This window comes from Propionivibrio sp., assembly GCF_049316945.1.
In the GTDB taxonomy this organism is placed as follows: domain Bacteria; phylum Pseudomonadota; class Gammaproteobacteria; order Burkholderiales; family Rhodocyclaceae; genus Propionivibrio.
In genome coordinates this window covers 1-6888 of the sequence record NZ_JBMOJE010000189.1, presented here as the reverse complement: position 1 = coordinate 6888, position 6888 = coordinate 1, and the positions used below count along the sequence as shown (strand labels likewise).

Annotated in this window: 9 protein-coding genes; 1 reads left to right on the top strand and 8 read right to left on the bottom strand. The window is 55.2% G+C overall.

What is annotated here, in order from left to right; translation table 11 throughout:
* Positions 1-36: 36 nt before the first annotated feature.
* From ACOYNV_RS24650 to ACOYNV_RS24615, 8 genes are all read right to left on the bottom strand, one after another.
* Positions 37-1203 (bottom strand): efflux RND transporter periplasmic adaptor subunit, encoded by a 1167-nt coding sequence (locus tag ACOYNV_RS24650; protein ID WP_422902458.1) that lies wholly within the window; start codon positions 1201-1203, stop codon positions 37-39.
* 14 nt (positions 1204-1217) lie between these two features.
* Complete coding sequence (locus ACOYNV_RS24645; protein ID WP_422902457.1) at positions 1218-2492, bottom strand: TolC family protein; 1275 nt, start codon at positions 2490-2492, stop codon at positions 1218-1220.
* Positions 2489-2836: a copper-binding protein gene (locus ACOYNV_RS24640; RefSeq protein ID WP_422902456.1), complete on the bottom strand. Its 348-nt coding sequence runs from the start codon at positions 2834-2836 to the stop codon at positions 2489-2491. Before ACOYNV_RS24640 ends, ACOYNV_RS24645 begins: the two co-directional genes overlap by 4 nt.
* A gap of 507 nt (positions 2837-3343) precedes the next feature.
* The gene (locus ACOYNV_RS24635; protein ID WP_422902455.1) at positions 3344-3643 is read right to left on the bottom strand and encodes an addiction module antidote protein; all 300 of its coding nucleotides are present in this window, start codon (positions 3641-3643) and stop codon (positions 3344-3346) included.
* 22 nt (positions 3644-3665) lie between these two features.
* Positions 3666-3956, bottom strand: a complete 291-nt coding sequence (locus ACOYNV_RS24630) for a type II toxin-antitoxin system RelE/ParE family toxin (protein WP_422902454.1) — start codon at positions 3954-3956, stop codon at positions 3666-3668.
* Positions 3957-4126: 170 nt separating this feature from the next.
* Complete coding sequence (locus tag ACOYNV_RS24625; protein WP_422902453.1) at positions 4127-4519, bottom strand: type II toxin-antitoxin system HicB family antitoxin; 393 nt, start codon at positions 4517-4519, stop codon at positions 4127-4129.
* Between the two features lie 9 nt (positions 4520-4528).
* Positions 4529-4729 (bottom strand): type II toxin-antitoxin system HicA family toxin, encoded by a 201-nt coding sequence (locus ACOYNV_RS24620; protein WP_422902452.1) that lies wholly within the window; start codon positions 4727-4729, stop codon positions 4529-4531.
* Between the two features lie 142 nt (positions 4730-4871).
* Positions 4872-5486 carry a type II toxin-antitoxin system VapC family toxin gene (locus ACOYNV_RS24615; RefSeq protein WP_422902451.1) on the bottom strand — a complete coding sequence of 205 codons (615 nt, stop codon included), beginning with the start codon at positions 5484-5486 and terminating at the stop codon, positions 4872-4874.
* 227 nt (positions 5487-5713) lie between these two features.
* Between ACOYNV_RS24615 and ACOYNV_RS24610 the strand changes: the two genes are divergently transcribed.
* A complete protein-coding gene (locus ACOYNV_RS24610) occupies positions 5714-6685 on the top strand; it encodes a zinc ribbon domain-containing protein (protein WP_422902450.1) in 972 nt (323 codons plus the stop codon).
* The last annotated feature ends 203 nt before the right edge of the window (positions 6686-6888 follow it).

Genomic DNA, 6888 nt, shown 5'->3' with positions numbered 1-6888 from the left:
ATTGGAAAAAAAAGGCAGGGAACTGTTTGGTAGAGATCAGGTTCTCTGAACATGGTTCTCGCTGCGGGCACCCAGCTTGACCTCGCGCGGCTCGAAGCGGCCTTCGACCAGTTGTACGAGGACGATCTGACGGGTTCCGCTGTCGATTACTGCCGAAATCGGCACCGTAACGACGGCATTTTTTGCCGATACTGGTAATTCCAGCTGTGCAAACATGGCCGGCTTCAACAACAGTCCCGGGTTGGCCAGTTCAACGCGAACCGGCACGGTGCGGGTTGTCGCATTCAGCGTTGGATAGACATAGCTGACCTTGCCTTCGAATTGTTTGTCCGGGTAGGCATTGATGCGGACTTTCGCCAGGGCACCCAGCTTGATCAGCCCGATATCCTGCTCGAAGACGTCGGCGACAACCCAGACCGAGGACAGGTCGGCTACCTGATAAAGTGCCTCGCCGGGCATGAAGCGCATGCCCTGAATGGCCTTTTTCTCGGTGACGATGCCGGACACAGGTGAGCGGAAGGTCAGGGTTCTTTTCGCCGCACCGGATTTGCTCAGCGCCTTCACCTGCTCTTCCGAAATGTCCCAGTTCTTCAGGCGTTGCAGGCTGGCCTCGGCCAGTTGCTGCATCCCCGTCTGCGCCTGGCCGCCGGCCTCCTTGAGCGCTTCCACGCCTTCTGCGGCGATGGCGTATTCGCGCTGGGCGGAAACCAGTTCCGGGCTGTAAACCTCGAACAGGGCTTGGCCCTTGCTGACCGGCTGGCCGGTGACATTGACGTGCAGGCGTTCGACGTAGCCTTCAAACTTCGGTGAAATGGCATAGATTCTTCGTTCGTCAGGCTCGATGCGGCCTGCAGCGCGCACCGTCTTGTCCAGGCTGCGCAGTTGGGCCGCTTCGGTACGAACGCCGAGTTTCTGGATTTTTTCAGTACTGATCTTGATCTGGTTGGCTGACGCTGGCTCACCTTCGTCTTCACCCTCATAAACCGCGATGTAGTCCATGCCCATCGGGTCTTTCTTGGGCGTTGGCGAGGTGTCGGGCAAGCCCATCGGATTGCGGTAGTGAAGGAGTTTGCGAACCTTTTTACCGGACTCGCCGGAAGCGTTGGCGGCGCTGGAGGTCACCGCTGCACCGCCATCCCCCTGTTGGTGACCCAACCAGTAGCCGCTGCCAGCCGCAATCACGGCAACCGCGACCATGGCCATTCCGCTGCCCCTTGTCATAAGTCTTCCCCCAACAGCTTTTCGATCTCGGCGAGGCGGATTTGCGCTTCAACCTGCGCCTTGATCTGGTTCTGTTTTCCTTGGCGAATTTGCCGCTGGGCTTCGATCAGCGTGGCGAAATCGACCTTTCCATTCTCGTATCCGGCCAGCGCGGCCCTGAACGTCAGTTCGGCCTGGGGCAGCAGGCTGGTGGTCGCCAGCATCTCGCTACGCCTTGCCGCCTCGATCGCGGAAAGATTCTCCGAGAGTGAGGCGAGCACCTGGTTCGATGCCGCTTCCTTGCGCGACCTGGCCGCCGACAGCATGGCTTCCGACTCGCGTTCCTGGGCGCGGCGCGAGGATTGCTGCAGCGGGATATTCAGTTCCAGCATCACTTCCCACTCCTTGACGGCGCTTTGATACTGGATCGGACCCGCGCCGAAGGTGAAATCCGGGTAGCGATTTTTGTAAGTCAAATCACGGCTCTTTTCGGCAGACTTGATGCGTGCTTCCTCGACAAATATCTGCGGGTTGCGCGCCCGAACGCGCTCTTCCAGCGCCTCATAGTCGAGCTTTGCCGGTGTCGGGAGCGGGCGCAGCAGGTCGGGTTCGGCAAGTTTTGCCCCGGCCGGGCGGGCCAGCAGGGCATTCATCCTCGCCCGCAGCTGGCTGCGTTCGTTTTCCAGCACGATCAGTTCATTGCGCATGCCGGTTTGCTCGACCTGCGCCCGGATCACGTCCTGCTGGGCGGCCAGTCCGCCTGCATAGCGAACCTGAGCAATCTTCTCCAGGCGCAGCATCAGGTCAAGAATCTCGCGCGCCAGTTGTTCGTTGCGATGCACGTAGTAAAGCTGGGCATGCGCCGATTTGATGCGCGCGGCAAGGTCGGCCCAGGTGCCGCGTGCACGCCCTTGCGCGCCCTCGGCTTCCAGTTCGGCGATCTCCTGCTTCAGCCCGCGTTTGCCAAACCACGGCAGATCCTGCATCAACAGATATTTGGTGCTGCCGACGCGGCTTGGCGAGAGTGTCGCGCTTTGCTCGCCCGTGCGCGTGATGTCACGCAGTTCGGTCCTGAATTTAGGATCGGGCAACGCACCGGCCGGCGTCACCCGCTCGTCGGCCGCCTCGGCCTCGTAGCGCATGGTCGCGTATTCCGGATTCTTGTCTTTGGCGTATTCGAGCAGGCTGTCGACGCTTCGGCCCAGGGTGTTTTCCTGTGCCTGCAACGGCGCCTGCAGACCGAGAACCAGGAGCAGGGCGAGAATCCGGGCAGCGCGGGGAGCCAGGTTCATGGCGCCAGTTCAAAGCGAACGATGGTCAAAGCGCCATTGATGCTGTCGGCCTGGAAACGGATATTGCTGCCGGTCTGCATCCGGTCGAGCCATGCGGCGTCCTTGACCCTGAAAACCATGGTCATCGCCGGCATGCCCAGATTCGCCAGCGGGCCGTGCGTGACGGTCACCTTTGCAGCGGCTTTATCCACTTTCCTGACGATGCCTTCGCTCATCGGCGATTCACTGGTTTTATTGCTCTGAGCCAGATGCCCGGCATGGGCGTCATGATCGCTGGCGGCCAGGGCGAAAGCCGGGAGAAGGAGGGTCAAGCTGGCGAGGGCGACTCCAAGGAGGCGTTTCATGGCTTCACCGGTCGAAAGCAGAGCCTGGCACACACGCCAGTTGAACCGGGCATCCGAATGCTTGCAAACGATGAATGTTCTCGCTTCATGGCAACGTCTCCTTGATTTGCTGAAAATCAGTATGGAGACGGGTTCCCGACAGGAAGCTGACCGGAAGATTACATTTCCGTAATCCGTGAGCGTTAATAACGTATGCGCGGTTTGATGAGGCAGGGCAGGCGGAAGCCTGTCTTCTACGCTACCGAATCAAATCCTGAAATCAAATCGACCTTGGCACTATGGAGCGATTTATCTGGATGACTGGCCTGCAAGGCAATCAGGACGGGCATCTCGGTAGTACCTGGCTTGAAAGCCAGTGTTCATGAGCCTCCCGCGCCATGCAGTCTGTAGATCGCCAGTTGACGCGGGTTACGTGGCAGGTAGTGGCGGGGTTTGTGTGTTACAGGAAAGAGGTGCTTTCAGAATCCATTTCGATGCTGAGCACTTTTTTTCGGTTGGGCAACTTGTTCAAGGTTGATTGGTTTGAGCATGCAATTTCAGCCCGAGTGCTCCAATGACTTTCAAAATAGTATCGAAGCCGGGGCTGCGCTCTCCCGAAAGAGCCTTGTAAAGACTTTCGCGCGACAGCCCTGCATCCCGAGCAACTTGAGACATTCCTTTGGCGCGGGCGATGTCGCCAAGAGCCTTGGCAATAAAGCTGGCGTCGCCGTTGGCTTCTTCAAGGCAAGCTTCAAGATAGGCGGCCATTTCCTCTTGTGTTCGGAGATGTTCGGCAACGTCGTAGCGGGTGGTTGTAGTTTTAGTCATAGCGGTTACTCCTGATAAGAGACTAAAGATCGCGAGCGAGACGCAAGGCTGTTTTTATGTCCTTGGTTTGAGTTCGTTTATCTCCTCCGGCCAGGAGAATAATCAACTCACGCCCACTCTGTTTGAAATACACCCGATAACCGGGACCGTAATTGATCCGCAACTCGGAGACGCCCTCGCCAACTGGCTCGGCATCACCGGAGTTTCCGGCGGCGAGCCGCTCAATCCTGACCTGGACACGAGCTCTCGCTTGGATGTCGCCGAGTTCATCAAGCCAATGCGCGAAAAGATCAGTTCTTCGTATTTCAATCATGAGATGACTGTAGCCACATGGCTACATATTGTCAATGACGAGTTCGTGACTGTAGGTGCCCAACGTGAAAGTGAGGGGAGCGACACGGCTTTATCGCGGCGCGTCCCTTGGAATGATGGGTTAGCCCACGACTGATGTAACAGAGGACGTTGAAGATGAGCGCAAGCAACCTACCGCATAGCCGACCGGGCGGCCTTGGCCAGAAAGCCAGAGCGCGACTCGCCATGAGCTTTGGCGTAGGTATCGATCTTCGCCAGCAAGCGGCGCGGCAAGGTGATGTTGATCTTCTCGGCGCGCCCCTCGAAGCGGAACACATCCACCTCAACCGCCGCCCACACACCATCGGCAAAGTCGGGATTCTCCCGATGCTCGGCAATGGCCTTGGGAACCGGCACATCACCGCCGTCCTCGACCATCCCTTCAAGATGCAGGTCAATGGCCTCAAGCACGGAATCCAGCGCCGCGTCAAAGGTATCGCCCGACGAGAAGCAGCCGGGAAGATCGGGCACCGTCACGCCGAAACGGACACCATCATCAGAATGCAACACCACGGGAAAACGCATGATCTTCTCCTATTTCCAACCCGCCAGCTTCTTGATGCTGTTCAGCGTACCGGCGGGAATGTCGCTGTCAGGGTGCTTGACCGTCACCAAGCCCGGCTTGGCCGAATGCTTGAACTGGTGATGCGAGCCTTTGACTCGCACCAGAAACCAGCCATCGGCTTCGAGTTGCTTGATGATTTGTTTGCTGTTTACGGTGGTTATAGTAACCACTTTAAGAATAAAAGCAACACCATAACTACATCCGGAAAACCGGGCAGAAAACCGGGGACCACGGTTTTCTGTTTTTCTGCTCTGAAAACCGGGAAACCGTGTCCCCTGTTGTTCAATATTATTTCGGCTTCTATTTACGGCTTTATCGCGGCGTGTCCTCTCGACTGCCGGGTTGGGCTGCAATGGGGACTAAAACAGGCTTGCGTGGTTGGAATGAAACGAGCTTTTTCCCCGGCATGCTCTGCCTGCGCAAAATGTCTTGAAAGATGGCATCAGCGTTGTGTGCGAACTGGCTCGCGTATTGTTCTCTCAGTTGGCGCGTCTCTGTAACGATTGGGTCTTTCCACATGGACTTGGACTTGGTCTCCATCAGTTCGTCGGGTGTGCAAATAATAGGCGGTTCGTAGCCAAGCGATCTGCATGTGGCCTCGATTTTTGGCCGTGTGATTGCATTGGCTATGTGGGTGCAGTTCCAAGTCAGTAGATACTCGATGCCGTTCACTGCGGCGATTGCAACATGGTAGGCATCAATTTCTGCTTTTTCTGGCAAAGCATTACGAGAGATGAGTTCTCGACCCAGCGCACGAACTGCCTCAGTTGCTTGTAGCTCCATGACGTCTTCGATGGCTGCAAGGCGTCGCTCGGCTGCATCTGGATCTCCAAAGCCTGCCTCTGCAATGACAAACTCAGAAACGACCAACTCGTATTTTGGCTTTTGAGCTTCCCACCATTCAATGGTGGAACTTTTATTGGCCATTTAGCGCAAGTCATTGCTTTGACGTGCAGTCAAATAGCTGATGATCGAAGTTTCAATGTAAACGGTAGGTTTCAAGTTGTCCTCTGCTGTTTTTCAACGCGAATTGATTATAATTCCATTTAACTAATTCGACCTTGGCCCATTTATCGCTCCCGTCTGAGTGCTGACTACTATTTTCGCAAACCTTGATGCAAGTTCAACTACAACACTAAGGACACCTCCTCAAGATGTCATCGCCCCAAGTTCTGCAGTGTCTTTTCTGCAACCACCTCAATCCGGCTGATGCAAGTTTCTGCAATAAGTGTGGTTCACAGTTGCACCTGCGGCCTTGTGACAATTGTGGTGCGATTGAAAAGCGAACAGCAACAAACTGTTACAAATGCAACGCGGAATTAACTCTCCCTGAAATACCAAAACTCGCGACCGGGCTTGGTGGGTATGAAGACGGGGCCAAATTTGCGACACACAATGTTAACTCCGCTTCAGCGATCCTCGATACTCAGGTTTCAGATCCAGATTTGAACAATTCCCGCATGCCAAAGGATCACACCTCATTGCCCGAGTCTGCTGCGCAGTTGCTCAGCGGATTTAGCCAAGGATTGCCGCGCGAAGACCGGGCAATTTCTGACCGGGAAGTTGCCTTGGCAACAGTAGAGGCTTCGCTCCAAAACCATGATATTGATCATTTGTACGCTGTTCCGCATCAGGATGATGAAACGGTCACATCCGAAGGTGACTCGGCAACGACTGGTTCTCGACGAATTTGGCGCGTTTCAATGTCAACGTTATTACTCGTGGCCATTGCTGTTTCTATTTACTCGGCGATTGCCATGTCACTTTATTATTATAAGGAGCAATTTGCCCAACTCTCGGAGAATCAGGACATCAAGCCACTAGCTCCAAGCGTGTTCAACGAACCCGTTTCAGGAAGCCTCACACCTTCTGCAGTGACCACACCTATCGCCAGCGCATCGGCACCAGCAGACAAAACGCCAAAACATGCGGCCAATACTGAAGTAGTTGAGAAGACACTATCACTTGCTCCGTCCGGGGCTGGCACCGCAACAACCGTACGCGCATCACCGGCGATCGATGAAAAAGTTAAACCACGTCCGAATCGACCGATATTCAGTGAATGTACGGAAGCAGTCGCAGCGCTCGGGCTGTGCAGTTCAATTACAAAAGAGGGTAATCAATAGCATGAAATAACTGTGCTGTGCTCACTCACTATTAACAACAGTTCTCATTTAAAAAAACATTGCGTGCGACAGCGGATTACTTCGAGAACTTTCGCCGTTCTTGTTCGATCCACAAATCGTCGCACACTTGAATACAGGCTGAAAATAGGTGTCCCTCCTGCAAACTTGCTTGAATTTTGCGGTAGCGACTGTTGGGGGACAGC